Annotated in this window: 16 protein-coding genes; 14 read left to right on the top strand and 2 right to left on the bottom strand. The window is 60.8% G+C overall.

The window, feature by feature from the left end; genetic code table 11:
• Nucleotides 1-10: 10 nt before the first annotated feature.
• Entirely contained in the window at nucleotides 11-298 is a 288-nt protein-coding gene (gene gatC / locus MKZ87_RS25415; protein WP_085698446.1) for an Asp-tRNA(Asn)/Glu-tRNA(Gln) amidotransferase subunit GatC, read from the bottom strand.
• A 211-nt stretch (nucleotides 299-509) separates the two neighbouring features.
• On the opposite strand from gatC, the gene mreB reads away from it, so the two are divergent.
• The 8 genes from mreB (at nucleotide 510) to tldD (ending at nucleotide 11,862) form a co-directional block, all read left to right on the top strand.
• Nucleotides 510-1,547: a rod shape-determining protein MreB gene (mreB, locus tag MKZ87_RS25410; protein WP_002555108.1), complete on the top strand. Its 1,038-nt coding sequence runs from the start codon at nucleotides 510-512 to the stop codon at nucleotides 1,545-1,547.
• A 140-nt stretch (nucleotides 1,548-1,687) separates the two neighbouring features.
• Complete coding sequence (gene mreC / locus MKZ87_RS25405) at nucleotides 1,688-2,815, top strand: rod shape-determining protein MreC (protein ID WP_266202127.1); 1,128 nt, start codon at nucleotides 1,688-1,690, stop codon at nucleotides 2,813-2,815.
• Nucleotides 2,815-3,306 (top strand): rod shape-determining protein MreD, encoded by a 492-nt coding sequence (mreD, locus tag MKZ87_RS25400; protein WP_064593386.1) that lies wholly within the window; start codon nucleotides 2,815-2,817, stop codon nucleotides 3,304-3,306. The genes mreC and mreD overlap by 1 nt, the downstream gene beginning before the upstream one ends.
• A gap of 198 nt (nucleotides 3,307-3,504) precedes the next feature.
• Nucleotides 3,505-4,101 (top strand): Maf family protein, encoded by a 597-nt coding sequence (locus tag MKZ87_RS25395; protein ID WP_085702467.1) that lies wholly within the window; start codon nucleotides 3,505-3,507, stop codon nucleotides 4,099-4,101.
• A gap of 57 nt (nucleotides 4,102-4,158) precedes the next feature.
• Complete coding sequence (rng, locus tag MKZ87_RS25390) at nucleotides 4,159-5,616, top strand: ribonuclease G (RefSeq protein ID WP_007953605.1); 1,458 nt, start codon at nucleotides 4,159-4,161, stop codon at nucleotides 5,614-5,616.
• Between the two features lie 75 nt (nucleotides 5,617-5,691).
• Nucleotides 5,692-9,495 carry a YhdP family protein gene (locus MKZ87_RS25385; protein WP_266202121.1) on the top strand — a complete coding sequence of 1,268 codons (3,804 nt, stop codon included), beginning with the start codon at nucleotides 5,692-5,694 and terminating at the stop codon, nucleotides 9,493-9,495.
• A gap of 58 nt (nucleotides 9,496-9,553) precedes the next feature.
• Nucleotides 9,554-10,414 (top strand): carbon-nitrogen hydrolase family protein, encoded by an 861-nt coding sequence (locus MKZ87_RS25380; RefSeq protein ID WP_085698450.1) that lies wholly within the window; start codon nucleotides 9,554-9,556, stop codon nucleotides 10,412-10,414.
• A gap of 5 nt (nucleotides 10,415-10,419) precedes the next feature.
• Nucleotides 10,420-11,862: a metalloprotease TldD gene (gene tldD / locus MKZ87_RS25375; protein ID WP_085698451.1), complete on the top strand. Its 1,443-nt coding sequence runs from the start codon at nucleotides 10,420-10,422 to the stop codon at nucleotides 11,860-11,862.
• 50 nt (nucleotides 11,863-11,912) lie between these two features.
• Here the strand turns inward: tldD and yjgA are convergent, their stop codons facing one another.
• Complete coding sequence (yjgA, locus tag MKZ87_RS25370; RefSeq protein WP_085698452.1) at nucleotides 11,913-12,437, bottom strand: ribosome biogenesis factor YjgA; 525 nt, start codon at nucleotides 12,435-12,437, stop codon at nucleotides 11,913-11,915.
• A gap of 108 nt (nucleotides 12,438-12,545) precedes the next feature.
• On the opposite strand from yjgA, the gene pmbA reads away from it, so the two are divergent.
• The 6 genes from pmbA (at nucleotide 12,546) to MKZ87_RS25340 (ending at nucleotide 17,823) form a co-directional block, all read left to right on the top strand.
• Complete coding sequence (pmbA, locus tag MKZ87_RS25365; protein WP_416383557.1) at nucleotides 12,546-13,892, top strand: metalloprotease PmbA; 1,347 nt, start codon at nucleotides 12,546-12,548, stop codon at nucleotides 13,890-13,892.
• Nucleotides 13,893-14,053: 161 nt separating this feature from the next.
• Nucleotides 14,054-14,461 (top strand): FagA protein, encoded by a 408-nt coding sequence (locus MKZ87_RS25360; RefSeq protein ID WP_266202119.1) that lies wholly within the window; start codon nucleotides 14,054-14,056, stop codon nucleotides 14,459-14,461.
• On the top strand, nucleotides 14,442-15,818 hold the full coding sequence (locus MKZ87_RS25355; protein WP_266202118.1) for a class II fumarate hydratase: 1,377 nt from the start codon (nucleotides 14,442-14,444) through the stop codon (nucleotides 15,816-15,818). The genes MKZ87_RS25360 and MKZ87_RS25355 overlap by 20 nt, the downstream gene beginning before the upstream one ends.
• 27 nt (nucleotides 15,819-15,845) lie before the next feature.
• The gene (locus tag MKZ87_RS25350) at nucleotides 15,846-16,286 is read left to right on the top strand and encodes a hypothetical protein (protein WP_085698456.1); all 441 of its coding nucleotides are present in this window, start codon (nucleotides 15,846-15,848) and stop codon (nucleotides 16,284-16,286) included.
• 1 nt (nucleotide 16,287) lies between these two features.
• Nucleotides 16,288-16,899, top strand: a complete 612-nt coding sequence (locus tag MKZ87_RS25345) for a superoxide dismutase (RefSeq protein ID WP_266202117.1) — start codon at nucleotides 16,288-16,290, stop codon at nucleotides 16,897-16,899.
• Between the two features lie 30 nt (nucleotides 16,900-16,929).
• Nucleotides 16,930-17,823 carry a ZIP family metal transporter gene (locus MKZ87_RS25340; protein WP_085698458.1) on the top strand — a complete coding sequence of 298 codons (894 nt, stop codon included), beginning with the start codon at nucleotides 16,930-16,932 and terminating at the stop codon, nucleotides 17,821-17,823.
• Nucleotides 17,824-17,832: the final 9 nt, after the last annotated feature.

The following is a 17,832-nucleotide window of genomic DNA, read 5'->3' as shown; positions in this document are numbered from 1 at the left end:
CTCTTTCCCTTTAGTCGATGACTTTCGGAACCAGGTACAGGCCGTTTTCGACCGCTGGTGCGATGGACTGATAAGCCTCGCGGTTATTGCTTTCGGTCACGACGTCGGCGCGCAGGCGCTGACTGGCTTCCAGCGGGTGGGCCAGCGGCTCGATACCGTCGGTATCGACCGCCTGCATTTCGTCGACCAGCCCGAGAATGCTGTTGAGGGCCGAAGTGATATGTGGAAGATCGGCGTCATTAAGGCCAAGGCTGGCCAGATGAGCGATTTTTTCCACGTCGGAGCGTTCTAGCGCCATCGGGTTTCTCCAGTGGAAAACAGGACGGACGGCGTCCGTGTGTTAGATTGTCGGAACACTACCGCACTTCTACGGTCATAAGGCCGCGATTGTGGGGCTTGGTGCACAGAAAAGCGGCCAATTTAACATATTGGCGCCTTGCCCAAAATCCCTGTCGTTGTTAGAGTTTGCCGCACTTTTTTACCCACGCGTTGCCTAGGGTCCCTTTCCCATGTTCAAGAAACTGCGTGGCATGTTTTCCAGCGATCTTTCCATTGACCTGGGCACTGCCAACACCCTTATTTACGTGCGCGAGCGCGGCATCGTCCTGAATGAGCCATCGGTTGTGGCCATTCGGACACACGGTAACCAGAAAAGTGTCGTCGCTGTCGGCACCGAGGCCAAGCGCATGCTCGGTCGTACGCCGGGCAACATTGCTGCCATTCGTCCGATGAAGGACGGCGTGATCGCCGACTTCAGCGTCTGCGAAAAGATGCTGCAATACTTTATCAACAAGGTTCACGAAAACAGCTTTCTGCAGCCCAGCCCTCGTGTGCTGATCTGCGTTCCATGCAAGTCCACCCAGGTTGAGCGTCGTGCCATCCGTGAATCGGCCCTTGGCGCCGGTGCCCGTGAAGTGTTCCTGATCGAAGAACCAATGGCCGCTGCAATCGGTGCCGGCCTGCCGGTTGAAGAAGCTCGCGGTTCGATGGTCGTGGATATCGGTGGTGGTACTACCGAAATCGCGCTGATCTCCCTGAACGGTGTGGTCTATGCCGAATCCGTACGCGTTGGCGGCGACCGCTTCGACGAAGCGATCATCACCTACGTGCGCCGCAACTACGGCAGCCTGATCGGCGAATCCACCGCCGAGCGCATCAAGCAGGAAATCGGCACAGCCTACCCGGGCGGCGAAGTTCGCGAAGTCGACGTTCGCGGTCGCAACCTGGCCGAAGGCGTTCCACGCGCATTCACCCTGAACTCCAACGAAGTGCTGGAAGCTCTGCAAGAGTCCCTGGCAACTATCGTTCAGGCCGTGAAAAGTGCTCTTGAGCAATCGCCGCCGGAACTGGCTTCCGACATCGCCGAGCGTGGCCTGGTGCTGACCGGTGGTGGCGCGCTGCTGCGTGACCTCGACAAGCTGCTGGCTCAGGAAACCGGTCTGCCGGTGATCGTTGCCGAAGATCCGCTGACCTGCGTCGCTCGCGGCGGTGGCCGTGCATTGGAAATGATGGACAAGCACACCATGGACCTGCTCTCCAGCGAATAATCGCCGGGTGCAATACGTGGGTGAGCGCGCAGGCAGCACTTTGCAGTGCTGCCTGTTGGCGTTTATCTTCTGTCAGTCTTCATCCAGGCCGGTTTGATGCCGTATGAATAAACAGAACATTTGCCTGGGAGGAGCGGCTTATTAAACCGCTTTTCGCCAAGGGCCCCTCACTGGGCGTGCGCTTGTTGGTGCTGGCCGTGCTATCGGTCGCGCTGATGGTCGTTGACGCGCGTTTCAGCCTGCTTAAACCCGTACGCAGCCAGGCCTCGCTGGTGCTGATGGACGCCTACTGGATTACTGACCTGCCCGGACGGTTGTGGGAAGGTATCGCCAGCCAGTTTGGCAGTCGCACCGAGCTCGTGGCCGAAAACGAAAAACTCAAGTCGGAGAACCTGCTGTTGCAGGGGCGCATGCAGAAGCTTGCCGCCCTCACCGAGCAGAACGTCCGTCTGCGCGAGTTGCTCAATTCCTCCGCGCTGGTCAACGAGAAGGTCGAAGTGGCCGAGCTGATCGGCATGGACCCCAACCCTTTCACCCATCGCATCATCATCAATAAAGGTGAGCGTGATGGCGTGGTGCTCGGTCAGCCGGTGCTCGATGCTCGCGGTCTGATGGGGCAGGTGGTCGAGCTGATGCCGTACACCTCCCGCGTATTGTTGCTGACCGACTCGACTCACAGCATTCCCGTGCAGGTGAACCGTAATGGTCTGCGGGCGATCGCCAGTGGGACGGGCAACCCGGAGCGCCTTGAGTTGCGCCATGTTGCCGATACTGCCGATATCAAGGAAGGGGATCTGTTGGTCAGCTCCGGCCTGGGTCAGCGTTTTCCGGCCGGTTATCCGGTGGCAACGGTCAAGGAAGTCATCCACGACTCCGGCCAGCCTTTCGCCATTGTTCGCGCTGTGCCGACCGCCGCACTGAACCGCAGCCGTTACCTGCTGCTGGTATTCAGTGACAACCGCACGGCCGAAGAACGTGCCAATGATGCCGCGCAGGCGCAGGAAAACCTTGATGCCTTCGGTGGCGGTCCGGTGATTCCAGCCACAGTGCCGAAAATCGTCACACCGCCTGCCGCAGCCGCAACAGCAACCCCTGCCACGGCGACACCGGCTGCGCCTGCCGCCAGCACCACGCCGGTCAAACCCGCTGCAAGCAAACCGCCTGCAGCCACACCAGCGGCCAGCAAACCACCGGCAAATCAACCGGCGGCTCGACCAGCGGCCAAACCGCCAGTCACTGTGCCGGCTACCACCGGGAGGCAAGAATAATGGTCGGGGCTACCGCATCGCGGAACGGCTGGATTGTCTGGCTGACGTTTATTGTCGGCATACTGCTCAGTGTGTCGCCACTGCCCATTTTCATGGAAATCCTGCGCCCGCTGTGGCTGGCCTTGCTCCTGACTTTCTGGGCTTTGTATCTGCCGCACACCGTCGGCATGGTCACGGCTTTCTGCCTGGGACTGGCCGAGGACGTGCTGCAGGGCGACCTGCTCGGTCAGAATGCCTTGATCCTGACCCTGATCACATTCCTGGTGCTTTCATTGCAGCAACGTCTGCGAATGTTCCCGATGTGGCAGCAAAGCCTGGTGATTCTGGTGATCTTCGGCCTTGCCCAGCTGGTACAGCTTTGGCTCAGTGCCTTGACCGGCAACCGACAGCCGACTCTCGCGCTGGTCCTGCCGGCACTGGTCAGTGCCTTGCTCTGGCCATGGGTCAGCTTCGCTCTGCGTGGATTGCGCCGTCGCTACAAAATCAACTGATCGCTCAGGCATTTGCCCGTACCAGTGCTTGCCTCGCAAATGAAGAGCTTTTTTGCGAGTGGCTGTTGTTGCCAGACAAGGCGCCGTGACGAGTCATAGCGTGCTATGGCGAGGAGCGGCAACGCAGTAGGCAACACCAGACGCCGACCAAAGGGAACAGCATTTGTGAGGCCGGGCACCAAACAGGGAGATGTCTTGATGAAGCCGCTTTACCTCGCCTCAGGATCGCCGCGTCGGCGTGAATTGCTCACGCAGATCGGCATCCCGTTTACCGCCATCAGCGCGGATATCGATGAAACCCCTCTAGCCCATGAATCCCCATCGGCCTACGTCGAGCGCCTGGCGCGCGGCAAGGCCGAAGCCGGACAGCGCACGGTCGTTTCCGATGTGGCGTTTTGCGTACTGGGCGCCGACACCGCCGTGGTGCTGGACGGCAAAATTCTTGGCAAACCGGTGGACGAAGCCGATGCATGCGCCATGCTGATGATGCTGTCCGGAAAGGAGCACGAAGTGCTGACGGCGATTGCCGTACTCGACGGCGAGCGCTGCGAGTCGCGTGTGGTGCGCAGTCTGGTGCGGTTCCGGTCGATCAGCCGCGAAGAAGCCGCCGCCTACTGGGCCAGCGGCGAGCCTCGGGACAAGGCGGGTGGCTACGGCATTCAGGGGCTCGGCGCGGTGTTCGTTGCCGGCCTCAATGGCAGTTACTCGGCGGTCGTCGGCTTGCCGGTGTGCGAAAGCGCAGAACTGCTCGGCCATTTCGGCATACCCTGTTGGCAAACCCTGAACGCGCAATGAGCGTCGAACGGAAAAGATGCGGCCATAATCGTGAACATGCCTGAACGAGACCCTGCCATGAGTGAAGAGATTCTGATCAACATCACGCCGATGGAATCGCGCGTGGCGGTGGTCGAAAACGGTGTGCTGCAAGAAGTGCACGTCGAGCGTACGCAAAAACGCGGGATCGTCGGCAACATCTATAAAGGCAAGGTGGTGCGCGTCCTGCCGGGCATGCAGGCGGCATTCGTCGACATCGGTCTGGATCGCGCAGCTTTCATTCACGCCTCGGAAATTTCCCTGCGCGAAGGCCCGGCGGTGGAAAGCATCAGCGCCCTTGTGCACGAAGGCCAGAGCCTGGTGGTTCAAGTCACCAAGGATCCGATCGGTTCCAAAGGCGCGCGGCTGACCACGCAACTGTCGATTCCGTCGCGCTATCTGGTGTACATGCCGCGCACCGCCCACGTCGGCATTTCCCTGAAAATTGAAGACGAAGCCGAGCGCGAACGTCTCAAACAGGTGGTCAGCGATTGCGTGGCCAAAGAAGGCATCAAGGAGGCCGGCGGCTTCATTCTGCGCACTGCCGCCGAAGGTGCCGGGGCCGATGAGATCCTGATGGACATCCGCTACCTGCGCCGCCTCTGGGATCAGATCAACGAACAGATCAAGACCATCGGCGCACCGAGCGTCATCTACGAAGACCTCGGCCTGGCGCTGCGCACCCTGCGCGATCTGGTCAGCCCGAAGATCGAGAAAATCCGCATCGACTCCCGGGAAACCTTCCAGAAGACCACGCAGTTCGTTGCCGAACTGATGCCGGAAATCGCCGATCGTCTGGAGCACTACCCGGGTGAACGGCCGATCTTCGATCTTTATGGCGTCGAGGATGAAATCCAGAAAGCCCTGGAACGCAAGGTGCCGCTGAAGTCCGGTGGCTATCTGGTGATCGACCCGGCGGAAGCCATGACCACCATCGATGTGAACACCGGGGCGTTTGTCGGTCATCGCAACCTCGAAGAGACCATCTTCAAGACCAACCTCGAAGCCGCGACCGCGATCGCCCGGCAGATGCGCCTGCGCAACCTGGGCGGGATCATCATCATCGACTTCATCGACATGGAAGATGAAGAGCATCAGCGTCAGGTGCTGCGTACTCTGGAGAAACAGCTGGAGCGCGATCACGCCAAGACCAACATCATCGGTATCACCGAGTTGGGCTTGGTGCAGATGACGCGCAAGCGCACCCGCGAAAGTCTCGAGCAAGTGCTGTGCGAACCGTGCAGCAGCTGTCAGGGCCGGGGCAAGCTGAAAACCCCGGAAACCATTTGCTACGAGATTTTCCGCGAGATCCTGCGTGAAGCCCGGGCCTATCAGGCCGAGGGTTATCGGGTGCTGGCGAACCAGAAGGTGGTGGATCGCCTGCTTGATGAAGAGTCCGGTAACGTGGCCGAGCTTGAAGGTTTCATCGGGCGCACCATACGCTTTCAGGTGGAAACCATGTATTCCCAGGAACAATATGACGTGGTGCTGCTCTGAATCCCTGCGTCACCCTTTTCCTGAAACGGCTGGCCTCAGCTTTTTGCAGTATTTTTGCCATGGGAGCCAACTGACATGGAACGTCTGACACGCATTTTGGCCGCACTGACCCGCTGGGGTCTGGGCCTGTGCGCGTTGGTTCTGGTATTGATGGCGTTGTACGTCAGTCTCGGCCGGGAACTCACGCCGCTGGTGGCCGAATACCGCGCGGATATCGAAGACAAGGCCAGTGCTGCCCTGGGCATGCCACTGCAGATCGGCGAGCTGGAAGGCAACTGGAGCGGATTTGCGCCGATCCTGCTGGCTCATGACGTGATGGTCGGCAGCGGCGCCAACGCCTTGCGCCTGGATCGGGTGCGTGCGGTGCCGGATCTGTGGGCCAGTCTGCTGGCTCGCGAAGTGCGAATCGCCCACCTTGAACTCAATGGCCTGAAGATCAGCCTCAAGGAAGGCGAAGACGGAAAGTGGGCGCTGGAAGGCCTGCCGGTGCAGCAGGATCAGCCCATGGATCCCGAGCAACTGTTCAACCGCATGCAAATGATTCAGCAACTGTCGGTGCTCGACAGCCAGGTGACCTTGCAGCCGCGGGAACAGGCACCGCTGACCTTCACGTATGTCGGCCTCAATCTAAAAACTGGCACTAGCCGCCAGCGCCTCGATGCGCGGTTGACCCTGCCGGACGGCCAGCCCGTGGCGCTGAGCCTGCGCACGCGGATTCGTGCGAACAACTGGCAGAACAGCGAAGTGGAAGGTTATGTCAGCCTGCCGCAGAGCGACTGGTCGAAATGGCTGCCCGAGCGCCTGACCCAACAATGGAATTTCTCCGAGATCAAGGCCGGCGGGGAGCTGTGGGTCAACTGGCGCGAAGGGGCGTTGCAGAGTGCTGCGATCCGTCTCAACGCGCCGCAACTGACCGGCGCCTATGCCGAACGCAAGCCGATCCAGATCAACAATCTGGCGCTCAACGGCTACTTCCAGCGCGGTCCGGAGGGAGCCACTGTCACGCTTGATTCGTTGGCGATGAATTTCGGCGAAACCCGTTGGGAATCGCATGTCCAGATCAAACAGACCGCTGCCACCGACAAGACTGAAGAGCTCTGGCATTTGCAGGCCGACCGGCTCGACCTGACACCGATCACGCCCTTGCTCAATGCCCTCGGCCCGTTGCCCGAAGGCTTCGCCACCGTGGTCGAGCGCCTGAAAGTGACCGGCGGTCTGCGCAACGTGCTGCTGGATTTCCGGCCGAACGCCACCGACGACAGCAAATTCAGCTTCGCCGCCAACCTTGATCAGGTCGGTTTCGACGCCTATCACGGCGCCCCGGCGGCCCGGAACGTCAGCGGCAGTCTCAGCGGCAACCTCGGCGGCGGCGAGCTGCGCATGGACAGCAAGGATTTCGTCCTGCACCTCGATCCGATTTTTGCCAAGCCGTGGCAATACATTCAGGCCAACGCCCGATTGACCTGGAAGCTCGATAAAGAAGGTTTCACCCTGATCGCCCCCTACCTGAAGGTGCTCGGCGAGGAGGGCAAGATCGCTGGCGACTTCCTGATCCGCCTGCATTTCGATCACAGCCAGGAAGACTACATGGACCTGCGGGTCGGTCTGGTGGACGGCGACGGTCGTTATACCGCCAAGTACCTGCCGCAAGTCCTGAGCCCGGCACTCGACGAATGGCTGCGTACGGCGATTCTCAAGGGCGCAGTGGATCAAGGGTTCTTCCAGTATCAGGGCTCGCTGAACAAGAACGCCGGGGAAGCGGATCGCAGCATCAGCCTGTTCTTCAAGGTGCATGACGCCGAACTGGCGTTCCAGCCGGGCTGGCCGCATGTGAGCAAGGTCAACGGTGACGTGTTCATCGAAGACAGCGGCGTGCGTATTCTCGCCAGCAAGGGCCAGTTGCTCGACACTCAGGTCAGCGATGTCTTCGTAAATATTCCCCATGTGCCGAGCGGCGAGCACAGCCATATGTTCCTCGACGGCACCTTTGCCGGCGGGCTGGGCGATGGCTTGAAAATTCTTCAGGAAGCGCCGATCGGCACCGCCGACACCTTCGCCGGCTGGGAAGGCGAGGGCGATCTGCAAGGTACGCTCAAGCTCGATGTGCCGTTGGCCAAGGGCGATCAGCCGAAAATCCTCGTCGACTTCAAAACTGCCAATGCGCGATTGAAGCTGGCGGAGCCGAAGCTCGAACTGAGCCAGCTCAAGGGTGATTTCCGCTTCGACAGCGCCAAGGGCCTGAGCGGGCAGAACATCAGTGCCCGGGCCTTCGACAAACCGGTCACCGCGCAAATCTTCGCCGACGGCGGCCCCGGCAAACTCAAGACCCGGGTAGCAGCGTCAGGGCAGGTCGAGGTCAAGAAACTCACCGACTGGCTGGGCGTGACTCAGCCGTTGCCGGTGTCCGGGACCCTTCCATATCAGCTGCAGGTGAATCTGGACGGTGCCGACAGCCAATTGATGGTCAGTTCCAGCATGAAGGGTGTGGCGGTGGATTTGCCGGCACCGTTCGGCATGGCCGCCGATGTCGGGCGTGACACGGTGTTCCGCATGACGTTGCAGGGACAGGAGCGGCGTTACTGGGTCAATTACGATCAACTGGCCAACTTCACCTTCGCTGCGCCACCGGACAATTTTGCCGATGGCCGTGGCGAATTGTTCCTCGGCGCCGGCGAAGCGGTGTTGCCGGGTAACAAAGGTTTGCGGATACGCGGCGTGTTGTCCGAGCTGGACGTCAAACCCTGGCAGGATCTGCTGGACAAGTACGCTGGTCAGGATCCAGGCGGCAATGCCAAGCAGTTGCTCAGCAGCGCGGACTTCAAGATCGGCAAACTCACGGCCTTCGGCACCACGCTGGATCAGGCGGCAGTGCAAGTGAATCGCAAGCCTGGCGCCTGGGCTCTGGCCCTCGACAGTCAACAGGCCAAAGGCACGGCCGGCATTCCCGACGCCAAGGGCGCGCCGATTGCGGTGAACCTGCAATACGTGCGGTTGCCGGCGCCGGACCCGACGGTGCAGGCCGACGAAAACGCGCCCGATCCACTGGCTTCGGTCGATCCGAGCAAGATTCCGGCGCTGGATATCACCATCAATCAATTGTTCCTGGGCCAGGACCTGGTCGGTGGCTGGTCGCTCAAGGTTCGGCCGACCGCCAAGGGCATCGCCCTGAACAACCTTGATCTGGGTCTCAAGGGCATTCTCTTGCAGGGCAGCGGTGGCTGGGAAGGTGCGCCCGGTGCCACGACCAGTTGGTACAAGGGGCGGATCGGCGGCAAGAACCTCGCCGATGTGCTCAAGGGCTGGGGTTTTGCGCCGAGCGTGACCAGCGAAGAATTCCACATGGATGTCGATGGCCGATGGCCGGGCTCGCCGGCGTGGCTGGCGACCAAACGTTTCTCCGGCACCCTCGATGCGTCGTTGAACAAAGGCCAGTTTGTCGAAGTGGAGGGCGGCGCTCAGGCATTGCGCGTATTCGGTCTGCTCAACTTCAACTCCATTGGCCGGCGTTTGCGTCTCGACTTCTCCGATCTGTTCGGCAAAGGCTTGAGCTATGACTGGGTGAAGGGATTGTTGGAGGCGACCAACGGGGTCTATGTCACGAAAGAGCCGATCAAGTTGACCGGCCCTTCGAGCAACCTGGAACTGGATGGCACGCTGGATCTGGTGGGCGACAAGGTGGATGCCAAATTGCTGGTGACGTTGCCGGTGACCAACAACCTGCCGATTGCCGCGCTGATTGTCGGCGCGCCGGCAGTCGGCGGTGCCTTGTTCCTGATCGACAAGCTGATCGGCGATCGCGTGGCGCGCTTCGCCAGCGTCAAATACACCGTCAAAGGGCCTTGGAAAGAGCCGAAAATCACCTTCGACAAGCCTTTTTGAACAGCCACCCTCTGAACCGATGGAGTAGCATGGCCGCATATCTCTTGCGGAGTGCGCCATGTCTTTAGCGGTGATTCAAATGGTCAGCCAGAGCGATGTGCTGGCCAATCTGCGCGATGCCCGACGTTTGCTCGAACAAGCAGCCAGTGCCGGCGCGAAGCTGGCCGTGCTACCGGAAAATTTCGCGGCCATGGGGCGTCGCGACATCGCCGATATCGGCCGGGCCGAAGCGCTTGGCGATGGCCCGATCCTGCCGTGGTTGAAACAGACCGCCCGCGACCTCAGGTTATGGATTGTGGCCGGCACCTTGCCGTTGCCGCCAATGGGGCAGCCTGAGGCCAAGTCCCATGCCTGCTCGTTGCTGGTGAACGATCAGGGTGAAATCGTTGCCCGCTATGACAAGTTGCACCTGTTCGATGTTGACGTAGCGGACAATCGCGGCCGTTACCGCGAATCCGATGACTATGCTTATGGCAGTGGCGTGGTGGTCGCGGATACGCCGGTCGGGCGATTGGGGCTGACGGTGTGTTACGACCTGCGCTTCCCGGAGCTGTACAGCGAATTGCGCGCTGCCGGGGCTGAACTGATTACCGCACCGTCGGCTTTCACCGCTGTGACGGGGGCGGCGCACTGGGATGTGCTGATCCGCGCGCGGGCCATTGAAACCCAGTGCTATGTGCTGGCGGCCGCTCAGGGCGGAACGCATCCGGGGCCGCGTGAAACCTTTGGCCACGGGGCGATTGTCGATCCGTGGGGGCGCGTGCTGGCGCAACAGGAACGAGGCGAAGCCGTGCTGTTGGCCGAGCGCGACAGCAGTGAACAAGCGTCCATCCGGGCGCGAATGCCGGTGACGGGTCATCGGCGGTTTTTTTCGCAGGGCGCACAGCGACCTGCTTCAGAACACGAATTTAAGGCGTAAAACCTATGAGCGAGTTGTTGTCCTCAGTCAGTGATCACCTGTTGGCGCCCGGCGGCGTGACGATCGAGAGTCTGCAAGGCGTACTCGGTGATCTGGCGGGCCCAGGCATCGATGCGGCCGACCTGTATTTCCAGGGGCAGATTTCCGAGTCCTGGTCGCTGGAAGACGGCATCGTCAAGGAAGGCAGTTTCAACCTCGACCAGGGTGTCGGCGTGCGTGCGCAGTCCGGTGAGAAAACCGGTTTCGCCTACAGCAACGCGATCACCCTCGAAGCCCTCGGCGCAGCGGCCCGTGCGGCCCGTTCGATTTCCCGCGCCGGGCAGAACGGCACGGTGCAGGCGTTCAGCGCCCAGGACGTCGCCCAGTTGTATGCGCCGGACAATCCGCTGGAGGTTCTCAGCCGCGCTGAAAAAGTTGAATTGCTCAAGCGCATCGACGTTGCGACCCGCGCCCTAGACCCGCGTATCCAGCAGGTGAGCGTAAGCATGGCCGGGGTCTGGGAACGTATTCTGGTGGCTTCGACCGACGGTGGCCTGGCTGCCGATGTGCGTCCGCTGGTGCGTTTCAACGTCAGCGTGATCGTCGAGCAGAACGGTCGTCGCGAGCGTGGCGGCCACGGCGGCGGTGGGCGTACCGACTACCGTTATTTCCTCGCCGAAGACCGCGCCATGGGCTATGCCCGTGAAGCGTTGCGTCAGGCGCTGGTGAATCTGGAAGCGATTCCGGCACCCGCCGGCACATTGCCGGTTGTTCTGGGCTCGGGCTGGTCCGGCGTGCTGCTGCACGAAGCGGTGGGTCACGGTCTGGAAGGCGACTTCAACCGCAAGGGCAGTTCGGCCTACAGCGGTCGCATGGGTGAAATGGTTGCCTCGAAACTTTGCACCATCGTCGATGACGGCACGTTGGCCGGTCGTCGCGGTTCCCTGAGCGTCGACGACGAAGGCACCCCGACCGAGTGCACCACGCTGATCGAAAACGGCGTACTCAAGGGTTACATGCAGGACAAGCTCAATGCGCGGCTGATGGGCGTGGCCCGCACCGGTAACGGTCGCCGTGAATCCTATGCGCACCTGCCGATGCCGCGGATGACCAACACATACATGCTCGGCGGCCAGAGCGATCCGGCGGAAATCATCGCCTCGGTGAAGAAGGGTATCTACTGCGCCAACCTCGGCGGCGGTCAGGTCGACATCACCAGCGGCAAGTTCGTGTTCTCCACCAGCGAGGCTTACCTGATCGAGGATGGCAAGATCACCGCACCGGTCAAAGGCGCAACGTTGATCGGCAACGGTCCGGAAGCGATGAGCCGGGTGTCGATGGTCGGTAACGATCTGGCGCTGGACAGCGGTGTGGGGACTTGCGGCAAGGACGGCCAGTCGGTGCCGGTAGGTGTCGGTCAGCCGACGCTGAAGATCGATGCGATCACCGTGGGTGGCACGGGCGCATAAGAAGGATGGAGCTTCGGGTGGCGCGCGGTGCGGCCACCCGGTGGCGAATATCAGCGCAGACCGCGTTGAGTCTCGTCCAGCTCACGGATGTACTTGAAAATTTTACGGCTCGAGGCAGGAGGCTTGTTATGCGCTACCTCGTGCTGGGCCTGACGGATCAGGGAGCGCAGTTGCTGGCGGTCGGCGTCCGGGTACTCGACGACGAATTTCTCCAGCACGGCATCGTCACCGGCGATCAGGCGGTCACGCCAGCGTTCGAGGTTGTGGAACCGCTCGTTGTACTGACGGGTAGAGGCATCGAGTTGATCGAGCAGCTCAAGGATCGCGGTGGTGTCCTGATCGCGCATGAGTTTGCCGATGAACTGCAAATGCCGTTTACGTGCAATGTGCGCAACGTGTTTGGGCGCATCGGCCAGAGCCCGGCGCAGGGCGTCGGTCAGTGGCAGTTTGGCCAGCCGGTCCGGCTTGAGTGTCGTAAGGCGCTCGCCAAGGTCAACCAGAGCATGCAGCTCGCGTTTGACCTGGGATTTGCTTTTTTCTCCCGTATCGAGGGAGTCGTCGTAAGAATCAACCATGGTGGCAGTCCGCAAAGAAACGCCGCCATGATAACCAGTCGGGGGCCGCTTGTCCGGCCCGGTCGCTCGAAGGCCCCAGCCGAAAGCAGAATTTGAGTGGAGATGAGCATGAGTGCAGTTGAAAGCGTCGGCCCACAGGCATTGCCGGCACTGCAGGAACAGGTCGAGCAGATCATCGCCGAAGCCAAGCGTCAGGGTGCGAGTGCCTGCGAAGTAGCGGTGTCGCTGGAGCAGGGACTGTCCACGTCGGTGCGTCAACGTGAAGTCGAGACGGTCGAGTTCAACCGTGATCAGGGCTTTGGCATCACGTTGTACGTCGGTCAGCGCAAAGGCTCGGCCAGCACCTCCGCCACCGGGCCGGATGCGATTCGCGAGACCGTCGCTGCGGCGCTGGCGATTGCCAAGCACACCTCCGAAGACGAAGCCTCCGGGCTGGCCGATGCAGCGCTGATGGCCAGGGATATTCAGGATTTCGATCTGTTCCACGAATGGGACATCACCCCGGAGCAGGCCATCGAGAAAGCGCTGCTCTGCGAAGCCGCCGCGTTCGATGCCGATGCCCGCATCAAGAATGCCGATGGCACCACGTTGAGCACTCATCAGGGCTGCCGCGTGTACGGCAACAGCCATGGTTTCATCGGTGGTTATGCCTCGACCCGACACAGCCTGAGCTGTGTGATGATCGCCGAGGCCGATGGCCAGATGCAGCGCGATTACTGGTATGACGTGAACCGTCAGGGCAGTTTGCTGGCGGATCCGGTGAGCATTGGCCAGCGTGCGGCACAACGGGCGGCGAGCCGTCTGGGCGCGCGTCCGGTACCGACCTGCGAAGTGCCGGTTTTGTTTTCAGCGGAACTGGCAGGTGGATTGTTCGGCAGCTTCCTGTCGGCGATTTCCGGCGGCAGTCTGTACCGCAAATCGTCGTTCCTTGAAGGCACCCTGGGGCAGAAGCTGTTCCCGGAATGGCTGACCATCGACGAGCGCCCGCACCTGATGCGTGCCATGGGCAGTGCATCGTACGACGGTGACGGTCTGGCGACCTATTCCAAGCCGTTCGTCGAAAAGGGTGAGTTGGTCTCGTACATCCTCGGCACCTATTCGGGTCGCAAACTCGGCATGCCGAGTACCGCCAACGCCGGCGGCGTGCATAACCTGTTTGTCACTCATGGCGATGAAGACCAGGCGGCCTTGCTGCGGCGTATGGGGCGCGGGTTGCTGGTCACCGAGTTGATGGGCCATGGTCTGAACATGGTGACTGGTGATTACTCGCGCGGTGCGGCGGGTTTCTGGGTCGAGAACGGTGAAATCCAGTTCGCGGTGCAGGAAGTGACCATCGCCGGCAACATGCGCGACATGTTCAAGCAGATCGTCGCCGTTGGTAACGATCTGGAACTGCGCAGCAATATTCGCACCGGCTCGGTGTTGATCGAGAAGATGACTGTGGCGGGCAGTTAAGCCCCCGTCAGGTAAACAAAGGCGCGCCACCCAATTGGGGTGGCGCGCTTTTTTTGTGTCCGAAAATTTTTTTAGCTGATCAGGTCAGCTAAAAAGCCGTCCTTGTTTTGGTTCTTATTATCATCTAATAATAAATCTCATTATCGGATGAGCCCAGGATCATGAGTTCTGCCTTGCACGAGCAGCCGTACCTCGAAAGCTGGCGCTGGATGAGTCGCCAGATCCGTTGCGCGATGGATCCCGACGAGCCGCGTCTGATCGAACACTACTTGGCCGAAGGCCGATATCTGGCCTGCTGCACAGTGACCTCACCCTGGATGATCGCTGAAACCTCTTTCCGTCTGCTGCTCGACACGGCCTCCGACATCGCGCTGCCGTGGCATTGGCGCAGCCTCTGTCTCGATCAAGCCTGGCGACCGCTGCGTGAAATGGAACGCCTCTCAATGTGCAAATGCCGGCTCAAACGCTGGCAAAGCTACACCTGGCAGCTCGCCACCTGCGAGTTGCAACCCTCGATTCCTCTCATTGAATTAGTCCAAGGATTTAGCGATGACCAAGACACGTATTGAGCGCGACAGTATGGGCGAACTGCAGGTGCCGGTGGACGCTCTCTACGGCGCGCAGACCCAGCGTGCAGTGGATAACTTCCCGATCAGCGGCAAGCCGATGCCGACCCAGTTCATCCGTTCCCTGATTCTGGCGAAAGCGGCCGCCGCCCGCGCCAACGTCGAACTCAACCAGATCAGCGCCGCGCAAGGCAAGGCCATCAGCGATGCCGCTCAAGCACTGCTGGAAGCCGACTTCATGCAGCATTTCCCGGTGGATATCTTCCAGACCGGCTCCGGCACCAGCTCCAACATGAACGCCAACGAAGTGATCGCCACCCTGGCCAGCCGCCTGCTCGAAGAACCGGTGAACCCCAACGATCACGTCAACTGCGGGCAGAGCAGCAACGACATCATCCCGACCACCATCCACGTCAGCGCCGCGTTGGCCCTGCACGAACAATTGCTGCCAGCGCTGCTGCATCTGGTGCAAGTGATCGAGCGCAAGTCCGGGCAAGTCCATCATCACGTCAAGACTGGCCGCACCCACTTGATGGACGCGATGCCGGTGCGCATGAGTCAGGTACTCAACGGTTGGGCACAGCAGCTCAAGGTCAATATCGGTCATCTGCAGGATTTGCTGCCAAGCCTGCAATCTCTGGCCCAGGGCGGCACGGCGGTCGGCACCGGGATCAATGCGCATCCGGAGTTCGCAGCGCGTTTCAGCCGCCAGTTGAGCCTGTTGACCAACGTCCAGTTCACGCCGGGCAAGGATCTGTTCGCCCTGATCGGCTCGCAGGACACCGCCGTAGCGGTGTCGGGTCAGCTCAAGGCTACTGCCGTGTCGCTGATGAAAATCGCCAACGACCTGCGCTGGATGAATTCCGGCCCGCTCGCCGGCCTCGGTGAAATCGAGCTGGATGGTTTGCAACCGGGGTCGTCGATCATGCCGGGCAAGGTCAATCCAGTGATTCCTGAAGCTACCGCCATGGTCGCCGCGCAAGTGATCGGCAACGATTCGGTGATCACCATCGCCGGTCAGTCGGGCAATTTCGAATTGAACGTGATGCTGCCGATCATCGCCCAGAACCTGTTGAGCAGCATCGAGTTGCTGGCCAAATCCAGCCGTCTGCTGGCCGACAAGGCCATCGCCAGCTTCAAGGTCAACGAGTCGCGGCTCAAGGAAGCGCTGTCGCGCAACCCGATTCTGGTGACCGCGCTCAACCCGATCATCGGTTACCAGAAAGCCGCCGAAATCGCCAAGCAGGCCTACAAACAGGGCCGTCCGGTGATCGACGTCGCGCTGGAACACACCGACCTGTCGCGCAGCCAACTGGAAGAGTTGCTCAATCCTGAGAAACTCACCGCCGGCGGCGTGTAAGCACCGCAACCGCTTTGGAGGTTCACCATGGAGCACTGGAAACGCACGATCGAACGGGCCAATCGCTGTTTCATGCTGGGCGATCTGATCGACGCCCGCGAGGCTTATCTGCAAGCCTTGGCCCTGGCTCAAGTGTTGTTCGAACGCTGGGCCGATGCCGACGAAGCAGTGGCGGCCTGCGTCATTTCCCATCACAACCTGGCGGATCTGCATCTGCGCCTGAATCAGCCGGAGGAGAGCGCCGAGTACCTCTGCGCTATCCACCAGCGCCTGTTGCAGACCATGCAGGACGAGCGACTGCGCCCGGCGCTGCGTGAAGCGGCATTGCGCCAGAGCAGCAAGACCTACGTCGAGCTGCTCAATTTCATCAGCGAACACGGCGAATACCCGCGCACCCAGCGTTTGCTGCACCCGGATACAGGCAATGCGCGCCGCGCGCCTGCCCCACATCACCATGGAGTCCATTGAAATGGCTTTTACCCTGCCAGCCTTGCCTTACGCCTACGACGCTCTGGAACCGCACATCGATGCGCAAACCATGGAGATCCACTACACCAAACATCACCAGACCTATATCAACAATCTGAACGCTGCAATCGAGGGCACCGAGTTCGCGGAATGGCCGGTGGAAAAACTGGTCGCCAGCGTCCAGCAACTACCGGAAAAACTTCGTGCGGCGGTGATCAACCAGGGGGGCGGTCACGCCAACCACTCGCTGTTCTGGGAAGTAATGGTGCCCAACGGTGGTGGTAAACCGGATGGTGCGCTGGCCAGGGCGATCGATGAACAATTGGGCGGCCTCGACAGCTTCAAGGACGCTTTCACCAAAGCCGCGCTGACCCGTTTCGGCAGTGGCTGGGCCTGGCTCAGTGTGACGCCGGACAAGAAACTGGTGGTGGAAAGCAGCGGTAACCAGGACAGCCCGCTGATGAGCGGCAATACGCCGATTCTCGGGCTCGATGTGTGGGAGCACGCGTACTACCTGCGTTATCAAAACCGTCGGCCGGAATACATCAGCGCGTTCTACAACGTCATCAATTGGCCGGAAGTCGCTGCGCGCTATCAGGCCGCGCTGGTTTAAGTCTTCTATAAAAACAATCCAAGGCTGACTATGGGCACTGAAACACTGGCGATCGGAAGTGGGCGTATGTTTCGTTACGCAATTGGATCGCTGTTGCTGTTGGCGGGTATGACCTTGCTGGTCGCCCACGGACTGGAATGGCTGAATCTGGAGCCCAGGCTATCGCGTGCGTTGCAGGGCGGGGCGATTTGCGCCCTCGGCACCGCACTTGGAGCCGTTCCAGTGTTGGTGATCCGCAACATGCCCCAGGCACTGGGCGATACGCTGCTGGGTTTTGGCGCCGGTGTGATGCTGGCGGCGACCGCGTTTTCGCTGATCGTGCCGGGAATCGCCGCCGCCGAAAGTCTGGGACTGAGTTCGTGGGGCGCCAGCGGCCTGATCTGCTTCGGCATCATGCTCGGAGCGTTCGGTCTGTATCTGGTTGATCGCCGGGTGTCGGGCGCTTCGCCGGAAATGCTCATCGGCACTGTCGAGCATCCGGTGATTCCGCCGCGGATCTGGTTGTTTGTGTTCGCCATCATCGCCCACAACATCCCGGAAGGGATGGCCGTCGGCGTCTCGGCTGGCGGTGGAATGCCGGACGCAGACAGTCTGGCGATGGGCATTGCCTTGCAGGATGTGCCGGAAGGGCTGGTGATTGCACTGGTGTTGGCTGGCGCCGGGATGTCGCGGGTGAAGGCGTTTCTGATTGGCGCAGCGTCAGGACTGGTCGAGCCGGTGTTCGCGCTTCTGTGTGCGTGGCTGGTCAGTCTGGCCGAGTTGTTGCTGCCCTTGGGGTTGGCGTTGGCGGCGGGAGCCATGCTGCTGGTGGTGACTCACGAGGTTATCCCGGAGTCGCGACGCAATGGCCATGAGAAGCTGGCAAGTCTGGGATTGCTGATCGGCTTCTGTCTGATGATGGTGATGGACACGGCGTTGGGATGAGTCGGGAGG

This window comes from Pseudomonas sp. MCal1 (assembly GCF_026341415.1).
Classification (GTDB): Bacteria; Pseudomonadota; Gammaproteobacteria; order Pseudomonadales; family Pseudomonadaceae; genus Aquipseudomonas.
This window is presented reverse-complemented; position numbering and strand designations above follow the sequence as displayed.

Bases quoted from the DNA above. Each gene is read 5' to 3' on its own strand.
- gatC (WP_085698446.1), bottom strand. From the start codon at position 298: ATGGCGCTAGAACGCTCCGACGTGGAAAAAATCGCTCATCTGGCCAGC.
- mreB (WP_002555108.1), top strand. From the start codon at position 510: ATGTTCAAGAAACTGCGTGGCATGTTTTCCAGCGATCTTTCCATTGAC.
- mreD (WP_064593386.1), top strand. From the start codon at position 2,815: ATGGTCGGGGCTACCGCATCGCGGAACGGCTGGATTGTCTGGCTGACG.
- MKZ87_RS25395 (WP_085702467.1), top strand. From the start codon at position 3,505: ATGAAGCCGCTTTACCTCGCCTCAGGATCGCCGCGTCGGCGTGAATTG.
- rng (WP_007953605.1), top strand. From the start codon at position 4,159: ATGAGTGAAGAGATTCTGATCAACATCACGCCGATGGAATCGCGCGTG.
- MKZ87_RS25385 (WP_266202121.1), top strand. From the start codon at position 5,692: ATGGAACGTCTGACACGCATTTTGGCCGCACTGACCCGCTGGGGTCTG.
- MKZ87_RS25380 (WP_085698450.1), top strand. From the start codon at position 9,554: ATGTCTTTAGCGGTGATTCAAATGGTCAGCCAGAGCGATGTGCTGGCC.
- tldD (WP_085698451.1), top strand. From the start codon at position 10,420: ATGAGCGAGTTGTTGTCCTCAGTCAGTGATCACCTGTTGGCGCCCGGC.
- yjgA (WP_085698452.1), bottom strand. From the start codon at position 12,437: ATGGTTGATTCTTACGACGACTCCCTCGATACGGGAGAAAAAAGCAAA.
- pmbA (WP_416383557.1), top strand. From the start codon at position 12,546: ATGAGTGCAGTTGAAAGCGTCGGCCCACAGGCATTGCCGGCACTGCAG.
- MKZ87_RS25360 (WP_266202119.1), top strand. From the start codon at position 14,054: ATGAGTTCTGCCTTGCACGAGCAGCCGTACCTCGAAAGCTGGCGCTGG.
- MKZ87_RS25355 (WP_266202118.1), top strand. From the start codon at position 14,442: ATGACCAAGACACGTATTGAGCGCGACAGTATGGGCGAACTGCAGGTG.
- MKZ87_RS25350 (WP_085698456.1), top strand. From the start codon at position 15,846: ATGGAGCACTGGAAACGCACGATCGAACGGGCCAATCGCTGTTTCATG.
- MKZ87_RS25345 (WP_266202117.1), top strand. From the start codon at position 16,288: ATGGCTTTTACCCTGCCAGCCTTGCCTTACGCCTACGACGCTCTGGAA.
- MKZ87_RS25340 (WP_085698458.1), top strand. From the start codon at position 16,930: ATGGGCACTGAAACACTGGCGATCGGAAGTGGGCGTATGTTTCGTTAC.